At 38.4% G+C, this 20,955-nt stretch carries 10 protein-coding genes; 3 read left to right on the top strand and 7 right to left on the bottom strand.

Annotation, left to right across the window (positions count from 1 at the left end):
* The 6 genes from TTHT_RS06490 to TTHT_RS06465 all read right to left on the bottom strand — a co-directional run bounded on the left by TTHT_RS06490 (position 1) and on the right by TTHT_RS06465 (position 3,594).
* Entirely contained in the window at positions 1 to 240 is a 240-nt protein-coding gene (locus TTHT_RS06490) for an acyl carrier protein (protein ID WP_201327166.1), read from the bottom strand.
* Between the two features lie 61 nt (positions 241 to 301).
* On the bottom strand, positions 302 to 1,483 hold the full coding sequence (locus TTHT_RS06485) for a M24 family metallopeptidase (protein WP_201327165.1): 1,182 nt from the start codon (positions 1,481 to 1,483) through the stop codon (positions 302 to 304).
* Positions 1,484 to 1,548: 65 nt separating this feature from the next.
* Positions 1,549 to 1,905 (bottom strand): pilus assembly PilX N-terminal domain-containing protein, encoded by a 357-nt coding sequence (locus tag TTHT_RS06480; protein ID WP_201327164.1) that lies wholly within the window; start codon positions 1,903 to 1,905, stop codon positions 1,549 to 1,551.
* Entirely contained in the window at positions 1,895 to 2,656 is a 762-nt protein-coding gene (locus tag TTHT_RS06475; RefSeq protein ID WP_201327163.1) for a prepilin-type N-terminal cleavage/methylation domain-containing protein, read from the bottom strand. The genes TTHT_RS06480 and TTHT_RS06475 overlap by 11 nt, the downstream gene beginning before the upstream one ends.
* Positions 2,631 to 3,143 (bottom strand): type IV pilus modification PilV family protein, encoded by a 513-nt coding sequence (locus tag TTHT_RS06470; protein ID WP_201327162.1) that lies wholly within the window; start codon positions 3,141 to 3,143, stop codon positions 2,631 to 2,633. The genes TTHT_RS06475 and TTHT_RS06470 overlap by 26 nt, the downstream gene beginning before the upstream one ends.
* A complete protein-coding gene (locus TTHT_RS06465; RefSeq protein WP_201327161.1) occupies positions 3,133 to 3,594 on the bottom strand; it encodes a GspH/FimT family pseudopilin in 462 nt (153 codons plus the stop codon). The genes TTHT_RS06470 and TTHT_RS06465 overlap by 11 nt, the downstream gene beginning before the upstream one ends.
* A 103-nt stretch (positions 3,595 to 3,697) precedes the next feature.
* Here TTHT_RS06465 and TTHT_RS06460 point away from each other — a divergent pair, with 103 nt between their 5' ends.
* Complete coding sequence (locus TTHT_RS06460; protein WP_201327160.1) at positions 3,698 to 6,640, top strand: hypothetical protein; 2,943 nt, start codon at positions 3,698 to 3,700, stop codon at positions 6,638 to 6,640.
* 69 nt (positions 6,641 to 6,709) lie between these two features.
* Positions 6,710 to 11,095: a DUF2341 domain-containing protein gene (locus TTHT_RS06455; RefSeq protein ID WP_201327159.1), complete on the top strand. Its 4,386-nt coding sequence runs from the start codon at positions 6,710 to 6,712 to the stop codon at positions 11,093 to 11,095.
* A gap of 86 nt (positions 11,096 to 11,181) precedes the next feature.
* Here the strand turns inward: TTHT_RS06455 and TTHT_RS06450 are convergent, their stop codons facing one another.
* Positions 11,182 to 11,559, bottom strand: coding sequence for an alkaline phosphatase family protein (locus tag TTHT_RS06450; protein ID WP_269089409.1), 378 nt, complete (start codon positions 11,557 to 11,559; stop codon positions 11,182 to 11,184).
* Between the two features lie 406 nt (positions 11,560 to 11,965).
* On the opposite strand from TTHT_RS06450, the gene TTHT_RS06445 reads away from it, so the two are divergent.
* Complete coding sequence (locus TTHT_RS06445; RefSeq protein ID WP_201327158.1) at positions 11,966 to 20,896, top strand: outer membrane protein assembly factor BamB family protein; 8,931 nt, start codon at positions 11,966 to 11,968, stop codon at positions 20,894 to 20,896.
* Positions 20,897 to 20,955: the final 59 nt, after the last annotated feature.

The raw sequence follows: 20,955 nt of genomic DNA, 5'->3' as shown, positions 1-20,955 counted from the left end.
TTAGTTTATGTGTTCTTCAATATACTTTACAGCATCACCGACTGTTTTTATTTTTTCAGCTTCTTTGTCGGGGATTTCAATCCCGAATTCGTCTTCAAATGCCATTATCAACTCGTAAATATCGAGGGAATCTGCACCTAAATCGTCAATAAAATTTGAGTTTTCTGTAATCTGGTCTTCTGAAACTCCATCAAGCTGGTTAACAATAATTTCTTTTACTTTGTTTAATACTTCACTCATTCTCTCCTCCTCCAAAAAATATCTATTGTATTTTAGGGATGAAAACCTAAAAAATCAAGTTTTATATGAGAATCAACTCCTGCTGTATATCACCTACAACAACAACCTCTCCATCAAGTTTTATAAATACATCTATCTCACTTCTTACTCCAACTTTGCCAGGGATATAAATTCCAGGCTCAATTGAAAAGCATATTCCGGGAACAAGTTCTCTTTCATCTTTTGTTTCAAGGTTGTCTATGTTTACCCCATTTCCATGCACCTCTTCTCCGATTGAATGCCCTGTCCTGTGTATAAAATACTCTCCGTAACCTGCATCAATAATTACCTGTCTGCACACATCGTCAACCTGATACCCAAAAATCTTTTCTTTTTTTTCAAATTTTTCTTTAACAAAGTTAAGTGCTGCGTTTCTTGCATCCCTAACAATATTGAATACTTTTACATAATCTTCAGGTGGATTTTTACCCACAAATCCACACCAGGTTATGTCGTAAAATATAGCTCCGGGTTTGTCAAGCTTTGCCCATAAATCAATTAAAACCCTGTCTCCTTCTTTAAAATAATACGAATTTTCCTCTGTTGGAGAAAAATGTGGGTCTGACGGGTGTTCGTTTATTCCAACAATTGGATGTTCATCCATACAGGTTAAGTTGTTTTTATGGAATTCTGAAACTATCCATTGCTGTAATTGATATTCTGTTAGTTTTTCCCCTTTATCTATTGCTTCTCTAATTTTTATGAATGCTCTGTTTTTAATATCCTGAATGATTTTTCCTGCTTCCTGGTGTGTTTTAAACCCCTCTTCGTCTATAATTGCTTCAAATTCCTGCACTAAATCTGCGGAAGAGACAACTTCAACTCCAGTTGATTTAACAAGTTCTATAGTTCCCGCATCCACAACAGAAACATATGGAATATTATTCATAGGGGAATACTGCATTGCTATTTTTTTTGCTCCGCTTAGTATGTTTTTTAGCTGAGAGTGCAACTCTTTCCAGGAAAGGTATGTATTCTTTTCACCGGGAAGCTCGTTTAATTTTGTTGATTCAACCTTTGATACAAGTTTTTTCGGACTTCCTTCGGCAGGGATAAAGTAAAACCATCTCCTTGAGGTAAAGGTGATAGGGAGTTTTAATATTCTGTAAGCCATTAAATCCCTATGGTGAAAATCGCAAAAAAGCCATCCGTCAATTCCCTTTGCCTTTATTGATTTTTGGATATTTTCAATATGCTTTTCCATAAATCCTCCAATAAGTTTGATTATTAATTTTATCAGATTTTTGGTTTTAAAGGCTTTGATTTAATTTAATGGCGGTAAATAACTCTTAATTTTCTTCTTGCATATTTTTCAGTTGAGGTATCTCCACATATCCCTTCGCTTTCTATAATCCACAAATTACCGTTTTGACTTACCGTTAAATTTGCTCTTCCATTCCCGAAATCGTATGTTGATTGAGTTAAAGAGTTGTTTGTGTAAATATCTATCATTGCAGAGTATGCCCCGCTTTCAGCATAGTATAAAGCCTGAGTTGAAAGGTATTCGTTTCCTGTTTCTTCAGATTGGGTAATTACCTGCACCGCTAATATTGTTCCAACAATGGCAATTACGGTAATAATAAAGATTGCTGTAACAACAGAGATTCCTTTTTGACTACGGAACATTTCTTATATGTACCTCCTGGTGATAGGTTAATTGGGAGTCACCTATTTTAACTATTAGAGTTATTGAAACTAATGCAGCATTTGAAAGATTTCCAGGGTAATACTTAAACTCCACCCCCTGAACATTGTCGATAAGAATATTTTTATCACTTGCATCTGTTTGAAAATCCTGAGAAGGGTTGTACCCTGAATATCTATATAAAATTCCATTTGTATCCAGTGAATAACATACGCAGGTATTGAAGAGTGAGTATCGATGGTTTGGGGAATAGGGTTTTTGATTTGCGTTAAATTGGATTTGGCTTCCGGAGATTGATGTAACATCAAAAACAGATGTAGAGTTTGGGTATGAATAAAAATTATCTGCATTTGTGTTGTAAATGGAGATATAGTTTGCTGTGGGGATTGTAAGCCCTGTGTCGTCATTTAATGTGTAGGGGGAAGAAGTGCCATCTATAGTTGAATAGTGAGATTGAAATATTGAATCCCCGAATTCAATACTGTCATTTGTTGAATTTACGCTGTGAACCCTTATTGAGTTTGGGATTGCATACCTTAAATCCCTGCTTATCCTTTCAATTGCAAGCCTTGCTCTTAAACTTAACTCTTTTGCCTCGTTAAACTGCTTTGATGATTTCATCCCATACATAATAACAGGGTACAAAATACCTGCCACAATCCCGGTAATAACTATTACGATGATTAACTCAATTAATGTAAAGCCGTTAGATATTTGTTTTGTACGAAACAAAATTTATCTCCTCTCCTGTTGGAAGGGTAACCTTTACAGTTACTTTTTTATAGTTTTTCACATCAATTCCCGAAGGTGCACCATTTGGTTTTTCAAAGCTTACAGTAACACTTCTTGAAAAGCCAGTAAACCCTGACAAAACATTTCCTTCCTCATCCTTTAAAGGCTCGCTTGATGTTCCATCTGAGTATCCGTCATAATCGTCAACATCGTCAAAATCTTCCCTGTTTGATTCTCCGCTTTCAGTACCTATATTTGCAAGTGAAGTATCTATATGTCCACCCCCTAAAGGGGTATCTTCATCCCATCTTTTCAGCATTATTTCGTCAAGCATTGCCTGTCCAAGTTCGCAGGCCTTTAACTCCATTACCGGGTCAATCCCTTTTTGTTCAACATTGTAAATTACAGAAAGAATCCCAACTATTGCCACAGAGACAATAACTATGGAAATTACTGTTTCAATTAATGTAAACCCCCTATTGTTCATAGACAAACCCCGTTTTTGGCTCAACCTTAACAACCTTTGACTTTGAATTGTAGGTTAGAGTTATTGTTATTCCATCTGGGTTAGGTGCACCTCTTTTATTGAAAAAGATTGAGGTTGTTCCTGATGGAGAAATGCTTATATTTGAATCAAGGTTGATTATAAGCTCACTGGTTCTGTCTTCGGGAGATTTAATAATGTTTGACGATGAACAATCGGTTTTGTTAACTGAAAATGTTTTTGCAGATGTGTTAAAGCATAAGCCGTAAGGTTCACTTTTTGTCATTGAAAGCTCCTGGGCATAACTTAAGTATGATTCTAATTTTTTTGCATCTTTTACAAGTATAGATTCTGAATAGCCGGCAAATTTAGGGATAGCAATAAACCCTATTATGCTTAAGATTACAATAATTATTACAAGTTCAACTAAAGTGTAACCTTCCTGCTTTCTCATAAAATAAATTATAGGCTTACAGGAGAAATAGTCAAATAAATTGCATAAAAGTTTTTTTTATTTAAAATAAACTTAAATAAAGCTTTTTAATTGAGGAGTAAATATGATAAGGATAAAAAAGGTATCAGGTTTTATTTTTTGTTTAATTCTGACCTTTAATTTAGTTTTTGCCTTGGGTGTTAATGATAAAATTAAATTTCTTTCGGATACTTTGAAAAAAAATTCCTATGCTTTGAATTTGGAAAAACCTGAATTTTCTAAAAATACAATTTCTTCAAATTTAAATTCTGTTTCATTACCGCTTATTGTTCAAAAAAATAATTTGAAAAAGTTTAAAGGAATAAAAAAAGGCGATCTTGTAATAGGATACACCAGCCCTGATGAAAAAGTAACCTTAACAGGGGAACAGGTTATTGCAGGAAATATAATTGTTATGAATAGCGGGGAATTAACATTTAACAATGCTTCTGTTGTTTTGTACGGGGATATTTTTGTTTTTGACAATGGAAAATTTAGTGTTGAAAACAGTACTCTAAATATTGTTAGCAAGTTTACTTACAGCAATGGAATGACTGTCTATGGGAGTGCTTCTGTTAATTTTAATTCTTCAACTATAAATTCAAACGGATTTAACTGGAATGTGGGGATTGCAGAAAACGGCAGTTGGAATATTACAGACACACAGTTTGAAAACGGAGTAACCACTGCTTTATTTGGAAACGCTATTGCCACTGTTGAAAACTCAAACCCACTTGAATGGGTTCTTGATGAAAACTCTTCTTTAACTCTGAGAGACTGTCCTGGTCCTTTCATGCTATGGCCTGTTTTCGGAGATGGTTCTGTTGTTGATTTAACCTTTCCTGATGGAAATCATGTGAATAATTTTGAGATTTCAAACTCTGTCTCAGGGATAGAAAATGTCTCCTGCTCTTTGGTAATAGAAAACTGCGACAATATAAATTGGGGAATGATGGTAAAAAAAGGTGCCAATGTAACTATTAAAGACTCTCAAATGATGACAACAGGGATAATGGCTGATGCAGAAGACTACTGGGATATAACAGGGCTCAATAATGAGCAATATTTTATTGATTACACTTTGCCAATAAATCAAATGACTATACGCTATGTGAACACAAGGGTAAATGTTTTTAATGTGTATCAGTATGGGGCAGACGAAATAAAATTGGAAAACTCTGTTATAGGTGAATTAGGTGTTTTAAGCGGGACAAAGTGTTCAGTATGGAAGGCTATGATTGATGGAACAGGAGGCTATTTTTTTACGAATTCAAATATAACAACTACATTCCTTTTATCAGCATTGTTTAGCCATGCTGTGGCAAATGAACAATCAATTGATTTATTTATAAACTCTACAATTTTAGGGGGAGACATTGTTGCAAGGGACGATGCGGTAATCCTACTTGCAAACACATTACATGACCATACCCTTAAAGCCTTTGACAATGCATTTATAGTAGATGCAGATTTAGATATCCCTGTCAGTGAAAGTATAAATTCTGTTATTCCAATAGAAGGAACCGCTTTTATTTATTATGGGGAACAATCTCCTGTAAGGTTTTCAACCTATTCTCTTTCATATTCAAAGGCTGACGATGGGCAAAATTGGACTAAAATAACAAATGAAGTTTCAAACCCTGTTGAAAACGGGATTTTAGGCTTCTGGAACACAACAGGGTTAACACCAGGAAATTACACAATTAAACTAACTTTAAACATGAACTTTGGAGACCCTATTGAAATAACTAAGAATATTTTTTTAGGAGTTGAAGGCACAACTCAAAAGACACTCTTTATCCCCCACATTGACAATAGTGAATACTGGGAAAGTTACCTTGTGTTTGACAATTTGTCTGAAACCTACAAAAAGGCAAAAATCTATTTGTTTGAAAACGGTAATTTTTTAAAAAAGATTGAAGTGAATGTAAACCCTTACGAGCAGAAACAGGTTAATCTTGAAGGAGACAGCGGTTTTGTAAAGGTTGGAGAGAGCACTTCTGTAAGGGAATTTTTTGTTTCCAAAACAGAGGGGGGGATTGCAGCCTTTAATTTGAAAGGTGTTTCATCGGGGAAAATAAATTTTCTCATGCCTTTATATTCAGCAGATACTTTAACCTGGGAAGGCATTGCATTTCAAAATGTTAAGAATTTAAATACCAATTGCAATTTAACAGGCTATGAACCTTTAAGCTCTACAACTTACCAGACTAATGTTTCACTAATCCCCTTTGGTAAATCTGTTGGATTGGTTGAAAATTACTTTAATAATGTTGATTATTCAAACCTATCAAGGATTGAGGTTAAATCTGATTCCCTAATAAACGGCATTATAATTTCAGGAAAAGGGAACAAAAGCCTTTTATTCACTCAGGGGGTATCAGAAACTGAAGCAGGGAAGGTGCTAATCCCCCACATAGCAAACGAGTGGAATACCTGGCAGAATTTTCTTATTTTGGATAATTTAACCAATGCGGCTGTTGAGATTAACTTGACATTGTTTTCTAATGGAAATAAGGTGTTAGATCGCAAGGTATATCAAATCTTTCCCAATAGCCAGATAATAATAAAATTAAATGACTTTAAAAACCTTTCCCCTGAATGCGGTTATGTTGAAGTGCCGAATAATATTGCAGTAAGGCAGGCATTTAAATCAGCAGATGGTGGAGTTGCAGAGTTTCTTTTATCTTCAGATGCTTCTTACAATCTCGTTTTAAACATGCCAAAAACAGAAAGCGAAAACCTGAACTGGAGTGGTATTGCTTTAATGAATTCATCTGATAGCGATGCAAGTGTTACATTAAATGCATACAATAATGGAGAACTTGTTGACTCTGTGCAAATTACAATTCCTAAAAATCAGCGTGCAGTAGGAGTTTTGCAAGACTTTTTCTCAAATTTAGAAAGCGATTTTATTGACAGGGTAGAGGCTATTTCAGACCAACCTTTAACAGGTTTAACAATCTCAGGCTATAATCAGGAGATATTGTTATTTTCCAATTTAGAGTTTGAAAGACAGAATAAATGATATATAATAATAAATGAAACTTCAACAAGATGGACAATTTTTTTGTATAAATAAGAAGGAGGTGCTGGAATGAAAAACAATGAAAGTTTTTTTTCAGGCTTTATCTTTACAAAATTTTTGAAAATCAAAATACTTGCGTTAATGGTTTTTGTTTTTACCTTTTCCTTTATCTCTTTTGCTGCTGGGGAGAATTGGGAATTTGGCTATAGTTACAGGAAGCAAATTACTTTTACTTCAGATATAAATAAAATCCCTTCTTCTCAAACAAACTTCCCTGTGTTAATCAATATAACTGATACTGATTTAAAAACAGTAACAAACGGTGGTCATGTTCAAAATGACAATGGTTGGGATATAAAATTCACTGCAAGTGACGGTTCAACAGACCTTTCTTATGAGATTGAAAAATATGATCCGGCTACAGGTGAATTGGTAGCGTGGGTAAAAATCCCAACTCTCTCAACAGGAACTATAATTTACATGTACTATGGAAGTGTTTCTGTAAATACTGACCCTTCTTCACCAGATACCTGGGAGGCAAATTACAAAATGGTACAGCACTTGCAGGAGACATCAGGGACTCATTACGATTCAACATCTAATGCCCTTGATGCAACACCTTCTGGTGGAGTAAATCAAGATACTTCAGGTAAAATTGATGGTGCAGACGAGTTTGATGGGGTTGATGATTATGTTTCTACTTCATCAAGCGTTGTTTTATCACCGCCTCTTACAATATCAGCGTGGATATACTATGGAGGTCAATCAAATATAAATACAATTGTTTCTAACGGTAACGCAGAGGCTTCAAGCGCTGGATTTAGGCTTTTTATAAACTCATGGAATACAAGTGACGGAAAATTAATAATTGAAGCGGGGGATGGTACCAATGGTAGTTCTATTGCAAGTGATATTGATACAATTGCAGCAGGCCAATGGTATTTTGTTACAGCTGTAATTGATGGTAGCAATTCGGCATTATATTTAAACGGTAATTTAATTGGGACAGGGTCTTTAATTGATTGTACTAATGATTCTCCAATTTATATTGGCAGAATGGCAGATGCATTCCTTTTTCAGGGGACAATTGATGAAGTCAGAATTTCTAATATAGGAAGAAGTGGAGATTGGATTAAAATAGAGTATGAAAACCAGAATGACCCATCAAGTTTTTATTCAGTCTCATCTGAGGAACCTGGGCATGCTGAATTAAGTATTACTAAAGCAGATAATCCGGATCCAGTAATAGCAGGAAATACATTAACCTACACAGTTACAGTAACCAACAATGGCCCAAGTGATGCATATAATGTTGTAGTAACAGACACCGTTCCCTCTCAATTACAAAATGTTGAATACTCTACTGATGGGAACACCTGGACAGCGTGGAGCGGAAGTGCAAATTTAGGGATAATTGCAAGTGGCTCAAGCAGCCAGATTCTAATTAGAGGTACTGTAAATAGTTCAACATCAGATGGAATTGTATTGGATAATTCTGCAAGCGTAACAACAGATACAGATGAATTAGATACTTCTGATAACAGTGCTACTGCAAGCACAACAGTGAATACAAGTTCAGATTTAAGCATAACAAAAACAGATAATCCAGACCCTGTAACAGCAGGAAATACATTAACTTACACAATTACAGTAACCAACAATGGGCCAAGTGATGCGCAGAATGTTGTGGTGACAGACAATGTTCCTTCTGAATTGGAAAATGTTGAATACTCTACAGACGGAAACACCTGGACAGCGTGGAGTGGAAGTGCAAATTTAGAAACAATAGCAAGTGGGTCAAGCAGCCAGATTTTAATTAGAGGCACTGTAAATAGTTCAACAGCGGAAGGAACAACGATAAATAACACAGCAAGTGTAACAACAGATACAACAGACCCTGATACAACTAACAACAGTGTTACAGCAGACACAGCGGTAACCACAAGTGCGAATTTAAGCATAACAAAGAGTGGTGCTTCGTCTGTGGATGCTGGAAGCCTTTTGTCCTATGTTATAACAGTAACCAACAACGGCCCAAGTGATTCGCAGAATGTTGTTGTGACAGATAATGTTCCTTCTGAATTGGAAAATGTTGAATACTCTACCGATGGAAACACCTGGACAGCATGGACAGGAAGTGCAAATTTAGGAACAATAGCAAGTGGTTCTAATGCTCAAATTCTAATTAGAGGTACTGTAAAATCAAATACAGCAGACGGAACAGTTTTGCACAATACAGCAAGTGTATTAAGTGATACAAGTGATCCAGACAGTTCAGACAACACAAGCAATGATGTCTCAACAACTATAACCACTAATGCTGATTTAAGTATAACAAAGAGTGTTGATAAGGCTAACGAATACCCGAGAGGAGAATTGCTTTACACAATCACAGTAACCAACAACGGCCCATCTTATGCAGAAAATGTAACAATTAACGACACACTGCCAGCAGAACTTGCCAATGCCTTATACTCCTCTGACAATGGAGCAACCTGGAACATATGGGGTGGTCAACTTAACATAGGAACCATTCCCAATGGAGAATCGCGAACAATACAAATAAAAGCAACAATCAACGATGATGTATCAGAAGGAACGGCAATAGACAATTTTGCAACAGTAACAAGCAACACAAATGATTCTGACACAAGCAACAACACATCAGGAGTTGCAGAAACAATAGTTCAATGCACCCATTACACTATCCATGTAGAGGTTGCAAACGGGGAAGGAAGTGGAGACTACACAGTATGCAGTCCATACGGCTGTTACATGGTAGAATTCAGCGGTAATCCAAACACCCACATATCTGAACTATACATAAACGGTAGATCAACCAACTTTTCCAGAAATCAGACAACTTACACATTCTGTAATATTCACGGTGACCAGGAAATAAAAGTTGTCTATGTAGAAGAAACAAATCCGGTAATAACAAACTTCGTAGCAACACCATCAATAGGAGTCAAACCATTAACAGTACACTTTACAGCAGAAGGATACGACCCTGACGGAGGATCGATTTTAAAATACTATTGGGATTTTGACGGAGACGGAAACACCGATGTTGTAACAGATGTTCCTCAAATAGACCACGTATATCCCAATCAAGGAGAATACTCTGCACAACTCACAATTAAGGATGACGAAGGCCAGCTCTCAGAACCAATGAGCGCACTTATACACGTTGGGAGGAGAAACCCAATTAGTATAGACCTATCCTCAATAGTAAACTTAATCAATGCCAACAATCAGACAGGTTATTTAGATATTATCAATCCAAACGAAACCGCAGCACACTTTAGTATTGAAAGCAGTGAAAATAGTCAGGGTAGCGCAAGCGAAGAATACACACTTTCTGCAAACGGTAAAATGACATTTGACATAACCAGCTTAAGTGCAAATGCAAAAGTAGTAAGTGATCAGGAACTCCTATTCTATGTTGAATTGAAAGGAGACGGTAAACTTTGTTCAGATTACATTGGCAACAATATAGGAGACAACCTCTATGTATCCCATGTAGCTGAAGAGACAGATTTATGGAACACATACCTTATAATCTCCAACCCGATGCTAAACAGCGTATACTACAACGACAATCTTTTGACAACCAATGAGAACGATGTATTTGAACTATCCCAATTCCATAACAAAGCAACCGACAAAGCAGAAGACTTAACTGATTGGTGGGGATACATACAAGGCAGGACAATAGATCCCTTCTCAATGCCTGCAAAAATCTCCGGCCTCGTACTCTACGAAAGGCTCAACGGTGACATATCAATGGTAGAGTTATACGAAAAACCTGTATACACAGGCTATATCGCTCACATTCCAACTGAAACGGATATGTTCTGGTACGGGTATGTAATAACCAATGTAGGAGAGGAAGACGGCCATTATGTTCTTACTTTCTATAGTGAAAACGGAGAGCTTTTAGGTCAGGAGCAACTAACAATCCCCGCCGGCCAGAAGAAAAAAGGCCTGCTTGAAAACGATTATGCGCAATATTACGGTAATGTTGCTTGGATAAAGATAGAAGGAGACAGCCCCTTTATTGGAGAATCAGTCTACGGAGCGTATGTAAACGGCGAAGAAGGCGGTGGAATATGTGGTTTAAGCCTTGCAACAGAAGGTAACTATAAATTAATCTTCCCGGACAGTGTAGAAGAAGGCTACTGGACAGGCTTAAGCCTTGTAAACACAGAACAAGAAGAAGCTACAGTTCAAATAAAACTCATAAACGGAGACGGAGAAGAAGCCCAGAGCAAGATAATCCACATCCCTGCATTAAGCCAGGCAAAAGTAGTTCTTGACAATGAATTTAAAGAAGCAAGCAAGGTAGCAGGCAACTATGTAATAGTAGAATCCAACAAAAAACTTATAGGAGTTGAAATCAAAGGGGATAAACACAACAATGTACTCTGTGGAGTTGTAGGTGTAAGCAAGTAAGTGCAATAAAGACAAAACCAAGAAAAACAAAAATAAAAGGGGGATTCAATCCCCCTTTTTCTTTTTCAAAAAATGTAATTTGTTTTTTACTTCTTTATTAAGCTTTCACCTGTCATTTCTTCTGGTTTTTCTATCCCCAATATTTCAAGCATTGTTGGGGCTAAATCTTTTAGTGCTCCGTTTTTTACACGCCTGCCTTTGTATTTTTCTGAGATAAGACAGAATGGCACAGGGTTTGTAGTGTGTGCTGTAAATGGATTTCCCTCTTCATCATACATTTTTTCTGCATTTCCATGGTCTGCTGTTAAAAGCATATGCCAGTTGTTTTTTAGTACGGCATCTGCAACCTTCCCGACGCACTGGTCGACTGTTTCAACAGCCTTTACAGCTGCTTCAAAAACTCCTGTGTGTCCAACCATATCACAGTTTGCAAAGTTTAAGATAATTACTTCATATTTATTAATTTTTTAATACATAGACTGAAGGTCCACTTTTAGTAATTGAGGGTTCCTTCGCATAGCTTAAGTATGATTCTAATCTCTAATCCTCAGTTTAAGAAATAAAGTTTTTACAAAATTTTATATTTTTAACAAAATAAAAATGATATTTTTTCTTTTAATTGAGTTTGCCCCGTTTTTTGCATGAGTTTACATATAAATGTTTTAAAAGAAAACTAATTTTGATAGTAAGTGGGTAAAAATATAACAAATTTTGAAATAAACTAAATTTTTTTCTTGATTTTTTTTTCTAATATCTATTATTATATATTTTAAAGTTTCTCTGATGTGAGGGTGTACATCAGAGTTTTAATGGTCTTTTTGGGAAAAACTTTTAGTGATTTCCTTTTTCAAAAAAAGAAGAGGAGCTGTTATGAATATGGAGGTCACCACTAATAAATCAAAATTTTATTTTTTAATGGTTTTTTTCTTATTTTTTTCTGTTATTTCCTTTGCACAGAATTCTGATTTATCTATAACAAAATCTATTGATAGTACAAATCCCAATGTCGGAGCAATCATTCATTACACTATCACTGTAACAAACAACGGGCCGGATGATGACACAGGCGTGGTTGTTAAAGATCTTCTTCCTCCTGAAGTAACATATTTAAGCGACGATGGCAACGGCAGTTACGATCCTTCAACAGGTATCTGGAATGTGGGAAGTATTGCAAACGGTTCATCAAAGTCGCTTGTAATATCCGCTGTTGTTCGGCCTGCAATTAGTCCGAAATCAATGTGGAGATACGACAGACAGAATACCGGTAGATGTCCCTATGTAGGTCCTACAGTGGCACCTTCAGAGGTATGGGAATTTTCTTTAAACGGCTCAAGCTATCCTTCTTCAGCGGTAATAGGGAGAGATGGCACAATTTATGTTGGAGATTATGATGGAATTTTTTATGCAGTAAATCCTGACGGGACTGAAAAATGGAGATATACAACAGGAGACATAATAGCAACAACGGCAGCAATAGGGTCTGACGGTACTATTTATTTTGGTTCAAGAGATGGATACTTTTATGCCTTAAATGAAGACGGTACCCTTAAATGGAGAGTAAATATTGGCAGTACTATATATTCATGCCCTGTTATTGATTTGGACGGAAACATTTATTTTGGTGGCGGATATTATGTTTATTGTGTAAGTGCTTCAGGGAGTGTGAAATGGAGTTATCATACAGGTGATTTTGTTAGAAGTTCTCCTGCTTTGTCCCCTGATGGAAATTATATTTATATTGGTTCATACGACTACAATGTATACGCTTTTGATAAAGACGGCAACGTGGTGTGGACCTATACAACTGGGAATTATATACGTTCTTCTCCAAGTGTAAACAATGATGGGACAATTTATGTTGGTTCAGACGATGAGTATTTGTATGCTTTAAATCCAGATGGGACATTGAAATGGAGATTCCATGCTGAAAGCAGTATAAGAAGCTCTGCAGCAATCAGTAATGACGGCAAAACAATTTATTTTTGCTCTTATCGAAACTCAGATTCTCAATCTCATTTATATGCAATTGATGCAGGTACCGGAACAGAAGTATGGAGTTACAATCTACCCAGCTTAGGAACAATTTCCCCTATTGTTGACAAAAACGACAATATTTTTATAGGACTCCATGATTCAAGTTTATGGGCGTTTACTCCTGACGGTAATTTAATATGGCATATTCCTTCTTCAAATTCAGGGGACATTGAAGGTGAGGTTGTTGTTGACGCCTGCGGAAATTTTTTTACAGTTGGAGGTGGGGGAAGTCTTATCAAATGGGGGCAAAACTCTCAATGTACATGTTTTACAAACTATGCGGAAATTATAGCCTCCGATAATAGTGACCCTGATTCAACTCCCAACAACCATGATGCTTCTGAAGACGATTACGCAAGTGCTCAAACCTGCCCTGATTACACTTATGTTCCTTCATCAGACCTTGAGGTTACCAAATCTGTTGACAACACCACTCCCAATGTTGGGAGCAATGTAACATACACTATTACTGTTACAAACAAAGGGCCTGATGTTGCAACTTTTGTAAAAATAAAAGATTTACTTCCTTTAGATTTAACTTATGTTTCAGATGATAGCGGGGACAATTATGACCCAAACACCGGTATCTGGAGTATAGACCAGCTTCCTGTAAATTCATCTCAAACACTTCATATTGTAGCCAAAGTAGAGAAAAGAGACCTGCCAATTAAGCCTATGTGGAGATTTGACAAACAAAAAACAGGGCGCTCTCCATTTTATGCCCCTGTCACTCAGCCTCCAAATGAGTGGGAATTTTCAATGAGTGGTTCCAATTTTACAGGAGCACCTGTAATTGATGAGGACGGCACAATTTATGTAGGTGAAGATAACGGTAGCGGAAATAGTGCGAATTTTTATGCATTAATAGATAACGGTAATTCAGTCTCTGTAAAGTGGAGTTTTACGGTAAGCGATGCAATTCACTCCTCTCCCGCCATTGCCCCTGATGGTACAATTTACTTTGGTTGTGCCAACGGAAATTTTTATGCTTTAAATCCAGATGGAACTGAAAAGTGGGAGTATTCAACCGGTGGAGAGGTTAGGGCTTCTCCCGTAATAGATTCAAATGGGATTGTATACGTTGCATCATATGACGGTTATGTTTACGCATTTAACCCTGACGGAAGTTTAAAGTGGGCTTTTGGGCAGAAAGGTGCATTTTTAAGTTCTCCTGCATTAAGCCATGATGAATCAACTTTGTATATTGGATGTGCTGATGGCAATGTTTATGCAATAAACACAAGTGATGGTTCTCAAAGGTGGGCTGTTGCAGCCCAGTATTGGAGTGGAGAATATTTTATATCAACCCCTGCAATAAACGACGACGGCGTTATTTTTATAGGTTCTCATTATTATGACAGTTCTTCAGGAAATTATTACGGTGCTGTATATGCTATTAACCCTGACGGCAGTATAAAATGGAGTGGTTATATCAGTAATTACTCTTTCATAGGTTCTGCGGCAATTAGCAATGACGGTTCAACGATATACATTCCTGCTGGAAATCCGGCAAATACTAATTCTGTTCTTTTGGCGTTAGATGCCTCTAATGCCTCTACAGTGTGGTCAGTGAGTTTTAATTCCAATTACTGGAGCTCTCCAGTTGTTGATGCAAACGGGAACATCCTTGTTGCTTTGCATATCTCGGCTTTATTGTGCCTTGATTCTAATGGAGATATTTTGTGGCAGATTAGTTCAACTCCGTGCGGAGATGTGGAGGGTGATGTGGTTATTGACCCCTGCGGAAACCTTTATTCTGTGGGAGGTGGTGGTCATTTAGTTAAATGGGGCACATCCTGTAAGAGCAGTTGTATTAAGAACACTGCAGAGGTTTATTCCTCAAATAATTCTGACCCTGATTCAACCCCCAATAACCATGTTGAAAGTGAAGACGATCAGGAAAGCGTAAGTATCTGTTCTGTACTTGCTCCGATATTAAATATTAGCAAAGCTGATTCCCCTGATCCTGTAACCGTTGGGAATGAAATAACTTATACTATTACTTACTCAAATGATGGTTATAAAGATGCAACAAATACTGAAATAAGGGATTCAATACCTTCAAACACTGCTTTTGTTTTAAATTCTGAAACTGTGGAAGCAGGTGTAACTATTGAATACTCCAATGACAATGGAGCAACCTGGAATTATACTCCTACAGATTCAGGAGATGGCACAGATCCGAATGTCACAGACATAAAGTTTGTTATAGGAACACTGCCTGCTGACGGCAATCATTCTTTATCCTTTAGAGTAAAGGTAAATAATTCTACTTCAGACCAGACAACAATTTCCAATACAGCACACATTTTTTTTGATGAAGATACTACAGGTAAAAATGCAACCACAACCACTCTTGTTAATGCACCTGTTTTAAATATATCCAAATCAGATAATCCAGACCCTGTCAATGCAGGAGAAACTCTCACTTATACCATTAACTATTCAAATACAGGCCATTCCGATGCAACAAATGTGGTAATAACCGAACATTATGATAGCAATATTGTATTTGTTTCAGCGAATCCTTCCCCTGACAGTGGAGCTAACAATCAATGGACAATAGGAACACTCTCCCAGGGAAGCAGTGGAACGATAACTGTTACAGTTTCAGTTTTATCATCGGTCTCTGACGGTACAATAATTCATAATTTAGTTGATTTAACCTCTGACCAACATTCGTCTTCTGCATCTCAAGACACAACAGTTACTACAAGCGCAGACATATCGGTAAGTAAGAGTGTAGACAACACAACGCCACACGTAGGAGACGAGGTAACGTTTACAATCACAGTAAGCAACAACGGTCCATCAGATGCAAGTGGAGTAGAAATAACCGATCAACTACCAACCGGCTTAAGCTACGTAAGCTCAAGCACAGCAACGGGAAGCTACGACAGCACAACCGGAGTCTGGACAATAGGTAATTTAGCAAACGGAGGAAGCGCAAGCTTAACCATAAAGGCTAAAGTAGAGCAATCAGGAAGCATAACCAACACAGCAGCCAAGAGCCATGAAGACCAATACGACCCAGACACAACCAACGACTCAGGAAACGCAACGCTCAACGCAAGCGACAGCGCAGACATATCGGTAAGTAAGAGTGTAGACAACACAACGCCACACGTAGGAGACGAGGTAACGTTTACAATCACAGTAAGCAACAACGGTCCATCAGATGCAAGTGGAGTAGAAATAACCGATCAACTACCAACCGGCTTAAGCTACGTAAGCTCAAGCACAGCAACGGGAAGCTACGACAGCACAACCGGAGTCTGGACAATAGGTAATTTAGCAAACGGAGGAAGCGCAAGCTTAACCATAAAGGCTAAAGTAGAGCAATCAGGAAGCATAACCAACACAGCAGCCAAGAGCCATGAAGACCAATACGACCCAGACACAACCAACGACTCAGGAAACGCAACGCTCAACGCAAGCGACAGCGCAGACATATCGGTAAGTAAGAGTGTAGACAACACAACGCCACACGTAGGAGACGAGGTAACGTTTACAATCACAGTAAGCAACAACGGTCCATCAGATGCAAGTGGAGTAGAAATAACCGATCAACTACCAACCGGCTTAAGCTACGTAAGCTCAAGCACAGCAACGGGAAGCTACGACAGCACAACCGGAGTCTGGACAATAGGTAATTTAGCAAACGGAGGAAGCGCAAGCTTAACCATAAAGGCTAAAGTAGAGCAATCAGGAAGCATAACCAACACAGCAGCCAAGAGCCATGAAGACCAATACGACCCAGACACAACCAACGACTCAGGAAACGCAACGCTCAACGCAAGCGACAGCGCAGACATATCGGTAAGTAAGAGTGTAGACAACACAACGCCACACGTAGGAGACGAGGTAACGTTTACAATCACAGTAAGCAACAACGGTCCATCAGATGCAAGTGGAGTAGAAATAACCGATCAACTACCAACCGGCTTAAGCTACGTAAGCTCAAGCACAGCAACGGGAAGCTACGACAGCACAACCGGAGTCTGGACAATAGGTAATTTAGCAAACGGAGGAAGCGCAAGCTTAACCATAAAGGCTAAAGTAGAGCAATCAGGAAGCATAACCAACACAGCAGCCAAGAGCCATGAAGACCAATACGACCCAGACACAACCAACGACTCAGGAAACGCAACGCTCAACGCAAGCGACAGCGCAGACATATCGGTAAGTAAGAGTGTAGACAACACAACGCCACACGTAGGAGACGAGGTAACGTTTACAATCACAGTAAGCAACAACGGTCCATCAGATGCAAGTGGAGTAGAAATAACCGATCAACTACCAACCGGCTTAAGCTACGTAAGCTCAAGCACAGCAACGGGAAGCTACGACAGCACAACCGGAGTCTGGACAATAGGTAATTTAGCAAACGGAGGAAGCGCAAGCTTAACCATAAAGGCTAAAGTAGAGCAATCAGGAAGCATAACCAACACAGCAGCCAAGAGCCATGAAGACCAATACGACCCAGACACAACCAACGACTCAGGAAACGCAACGCTCAACGCAAGCGACAGCGCAGACATATCGGTAAGTAAGAGTGTAGACAACACAACGCCACACGTAGGAGACGAGGTAACGTTTACAATCACAGTAAGCAACAACGGTCCATCAGATGCAAGTGGAGTAGAAATAACCGATCAACTACCAACCGGCTTAAGCTACGTAAGCTCAAGCACAGCAACGGGAAGCTACGACAGCACAACCGGAGTCTGGACAATAGGTAATTTAGCAAACGGAGGAAGCGCAAGCTTAACCATAAAGGCTAAAGTAGAGCAATCAGGAAGCATAACCAACACAGCAGCCAAGAGCCATGAAGACCAATACGACCCAGACACAACCAACGACTCAGGAAACGCAACGCTCAACGCAAGCGACAGCGCAGACATATCGGTAAGTAAGAGTGTAGACAACACAACGCCACACGTAGGAGACGAGGTAACGTTTACAATCACAGTAAGCAACAACGGTCCATCAGATGCAAGTGGAGTAGAAATAACCGATCAACTACCAACCGGCTTAAGCTACGTAAGCTCAAGCACAGCAACGGGAAGCTACGACAGCACAACCGGAGTCTGGACAATAGGTAATTTAGCAAACGGAGGAAGCGCAAGCTTAACCATAAAGGCTAAAGTAGAGCAATCAGGAAGCATAACCAACACAGCAGCCAAGAGCCATGAAGACCAATACGACCCAGACACAACCAACGACTCAGGAAACGCAACGCTCAACGCAAGCGACAGCGCAGACATATCGGTAAGTAAGAGTGTAGACAACACAACGCCACACGTAGGAGACGAGGTAACGTTTACAATCACAGTAAGCAACAACGGTCCATCAGATGCAAGTGGAGTAGAAATAACCGATCAACTACCAACCGGCTTAAGCTACGTAAGCTCAAGCACAGCAACGGGAAGCTACGACAGCACAACCGGAGTCTGGACAATAGGTAATTTAGCAAACGGAGGAAGCGCAAGCTTAACCATAAAGGCTAAAGTAGAGCAATCAGGAAGCATAACCAACACAGCAGCCAAGAGCCATGAAGACCAATACGACCCAGACACAACCAACGACTCAGGAAACGCAACGCTCAACGCAAGCGACAGCGCAGACATATCGGTAAGTAAGAGTGTAGACGACAATGTTGCTTATCCAGGGAGTGATTTAACTTATACAATAATAGTTAAAAATAATGGTCCTTCAGATGCTCATGATGTGATTGTAACTGATGATGTATCCAACAAACTTTCGGATGTTTCTTATTCATTAGATATGGGGACCACATGGTTAAATTGGACTGGACAGGTTAACATTGGTGATCTTGCAAACGGAGAAACAAAAATAGTTATTATTAAAGCAAGTGTTAATGATGATGTTCCAGACGGTTTTGTGATAGATAATGTTGCAACAGTAACAACCAGCACAGAAGATTCAAATCCTGATAACAATAATTCTATAAACACGGTCGGACTCGTTGAAACCTTAATTCAGTGCGCAAATTATACAATTCATGTCGAAGTTGAAAATGGAGAAGGAAGCGGAGATTATACAGTTTGTAATCCTGATGATTGTTACACTGTGGAATTCCATGGTAATGAAAATACGCATATTTCAGAGTTTTATGTGAACGGGAAGAAGCATTGCTTCTTTAAATGTCAGACTAGTTATACTTTTTGTGGAATTGATGGAGATCAGGAAATTAGGGTTGTATATACTGATGAGGTAAATCCTGTAATAACAACCTTTGTTGCTGATCCGCAAGAAGGTGTTAAACCTTTAAAAGTACATTTTAGTGCTGAAGGGTATGACCCTGATGGTGGAAGAATTTTGAAATATCACTGGGATTTTAACGGTGACGGAGTAGATGATTTGATTACACAAGTGCCTGAAATAGACCATGTATATGTTAATAGCGGAGAATATTCTCCTACATTAAAGATTGAAGATGATGAAGGCCAGATTTCAGAACCAATGAGTTTGCTTGTGCATGTAGGAAGAAGAAATCCTGTTTCCATTGATCTTTCTTATATTGTAAGTTTAATTAATGCAAATAATACAACAGGGTATTTTGAAATAATTAATCCAAACGGTACAACATCCCATATCACTATAAAAAATTCTGAAAACGGGAAAACCCAAAGCGAAGAATACACTCTTCCCGCAAACGGTAAAACAGAATTTGATATAACCTCTTTCAATGAAACAGCGAATATACTAAGTGACCAGGAACTCCTCTATTACGTTGAACTTAAAGGAGATGGTAAACTGTGCTCAGACTATATCGGAAACAACCTCGGAGATAATCTATATGTATCCCATGTAGCTGAAGAGACAGATTTATGGAACACATACCTTATAATCTCCAACCCAATGCTAAACAGTGTATACTACAACAACATTCTCTTAACAACTAACCAGAACGATATTTTTGAACTCTCACAATTCTACGGAGAATCTAAAAACAAAGTAGAAAACTTTAGCAATTGGTGGGGTTACATAGAAGGCAGGGTGGCAGACCCATTCTCCATGCCTGAAAAACTCTCCGGCCTCGTACTCTACGAAAGGCTCAACGGTGACATATCAATGGTAGAGTTATACGAAAAACCTGTATACACAGGCTATATCGCTCACATTCCAACTGAAACGGATATGTTCTGGTACGGGTATGTAATAACCAATGTAGGAGAGGAAGACGGCCATTATGTTCTTACTTTCTATAGTGAAAACGGAGAGCTTTTAGGTCAGGAGCAACTAACAATCCCCGCCGGCCAGAAGAAAAAAGGCCTGCTTGAAAACGATTATGCGCAATATTACGGTAATGTTGCGTGGATAAAAATAGAAGGAGACAGCCCCTTTATTGGAGAATCAGTCTACGGAGCGTATGTAAACGGCGAAGAAGGCGGTGGAATATGTGGTTTAAGCCTTGCAACAGAAGGGAACTATAAATTAATCTTCCCGGACAGTGTAGAAGAAGGCTACTGGACAGGCTTAAGCCTTGTAAACACAGAACAAGAAGAAGCTACAGTTCAAATAAAACTCATAAACGGAGACGGAGAAGAAGCCCAGAGCAAGATAATCCACATCCCTGCATTAAGCCAGGCAAAAGTAGTTCTTGACAATGAATTTAAAGAAGCAAGCAAGGTAGCAGGCAACTATGTAATAGTAGAATCCAACAAAAAACTTATAGGAGTTGAAATCAAAGGGGATAAACACAACAATGTACTCTGTGGAGTTGTAGGTGTAAGCAAGTAAGTGCAATAAAGACAAAACCAAGAAAAACAAAAATAAAAGGGGGATTCAATCCCCCTTTT

The sequence above is a fragment of the Thermotomaculum hydrothermale genome, from assembly GCF_016592575.1.
In the GTDB taxonomy this organism is placed as follows: Bacteria; Acidobacteriota; Holophagae; order Thermotomaculales; family Thermotomaculaceae; genus Thermotomaculum; species Thermotomaculum hydrothermale.
Note: the sequence above shows the minus strand (reverse complement) of the source record. Positions and strands in the feature narration are given on the sequence as shown.

What these genes read in the sequence shown, in the direction of transcription:
- TTHT_RS06490 (WP_201327166.1), bottom strand. Translation starts at nt 240, where the DNA reads ATGAGTGAAGTATTAAACAAAGTAAAAGAAATTATTGTTAACCAGCTT.
- TTHT_RS06485 (WP_201327165.1), bottom strand. Translation starts at nt 1,483, where the DNA reads ATGGAAAAGCATATTGAAAATATCCAAAAATCAATAAAGGCAAAGGGA.
- TTHT_RS06480 (WP_201327164.1), bottom strand. Translation starts at nt 1,905, where the DNA reads ATGTTCCGTAGTCAAAAAGGAATCTCTGTTGTTACAGCAATCTTTATT.
- TTHT_RS06470 (WP_201327162.1), bottom strand. Translation starts at nt 3,143, where the DNA reads ATGAACAATAGGGGGTTTACATTAATTGAAACAGTAATTTCCATAGTT.
- TTHT_RS06465 (WP_201327161.1), bottom strand. Translation starts at nt 3,594, where the DNA reads ATGAGAAAGCAGGAAGGTTACACTTTAGTTGAACTTGTAATAATTATT.
- TTHT_RS06460 (WP_201327160.1), top strand. Translation starts at nt 3,698, where the DNA reads ATGATAAGGATAAAAAAGGTATCAGGTTTTATTTTTTGTTTAATTCTG.
- TTHT_RS06455 (WP_201327159.1), top strand. Translation starts at nt 6,710, where the DNA reads ATGAAAAACAATGAAAGTTTTTTTTCAGGCTTTATCTTTACAAAATTT.
- TTHT_RS06445 (WP_201327158.1), top strand. Translation starts at nt 11,966, where the DNA reads ATGAATATGGAGGTCACCACTAATAAATCAAAATTTTATTTTTTAATG.